The organism is Pedobacter sp. 05L430 (genome assembly GCF_056397585.1).
On record NZ_JBFTNT010000560.1, the window covers coordinates 1 to 1,021 of the forward strand.

Here is a 1,021-nt window from a genome sequence, read left to right on the forward strand (position 1 = left end):
GTACAGGGGTAATAAGAATGCCCCCTTAAGAAGGGAAAATTATGCCAGTACGATAGCCAATATTTATGCAGGATACAATTTCAGTTTTGAAGAAATAGCTTCTATGCGCCTACAAATAAAACAGGTATTCATTTTAACCGGAAACCATACTGCTTCGGCAGCTGAATTTTTGATTAAGGGTTTAAGACCCTGGTTAAGCGTAATTCAGGTCGGGCAGAAAACCTTGGGCAAAGACATGGCTTCCTTTCAGATCAAGGAGAACGAGAATACCCATACTTTGGCCAATTGGAGCATAGAGCCTATGGTATTTAAATTATTTAATAGCAATAGTGAGGGAAATTACCCCACTGGCCTAAACCCTGATATCACAGTAGATGAATTCAGCGAAGATTTGATCCCTTTTGGTGATCAGGCTGATCCGCTGATAAAAACCGCAATCGGTCGAATTGCAGGAGAGTCACTAAAAAGATCGTCCTTAAGCAAGGACAACATCCAGATACTATTCGATTCAAGGGACATGATAGATCAGATCGGTAGATCTGTTAGTGTTACAAAAGTGCAAAGCCCACCTAAAGGATTAACAAATAGATAATTGTAAGTTAACTTAACTATGAGGTGCCTTAAATACTTTTGTGTACCATCAACCCTTATATTAAATGACCAATGAAAAACTTAGGACACAAAGTTGTGGAGGGCTTCATCAATGGCAATGAAGAATCTTTCAATCAAGTTTTTGACGTATTTAGTCGCTCCATATGGTCGTTCTTTTATCAAAACACTCGATCGAAGGAAATCACCGAAGAGCTGGTGAACAACACCTTTATGAGGTTATGGAAATACAGAAGTAATATAGAGCCTGAAAAGGGTATTAAAAATTACCTAAATAAAATTGCACGAAGCATATTTTACAATTGGCTGGAGCAAGTTTCCAGAGATGAGAAAATGAAAGAGCGGTATAGCTCCGATTGCAAGCACAACGAGCAAAATCAACAGGAATGCAATGACCTTGATACATCAATTG

The 1,021-nt window shown here is 38.6% G+C and carries 2 protein-coding genes; both read left to right on the forward strand.

Annotation, left to right across the window (positions count from 1 at the left end; all coding sequences use genetic code 11):
- A partial coding sequence (locus tag AC1DG9_RS27305) for a S41 family peptidase (protein WP_477635725.1) occupies positions 1 to 592 on the forward strand: 592 nt, incomplete at its 5' end.
- Positions 593 to 663: 71 nt separating this feature from the next.
- A partial coding sequence (locus AC1DG9_RS27310; protein WP_477635726.1) for an RNA polymerase sigma factor occupies positions 664 to 1,021 on the forward strand: 358 nt, incomplete at its 3' end.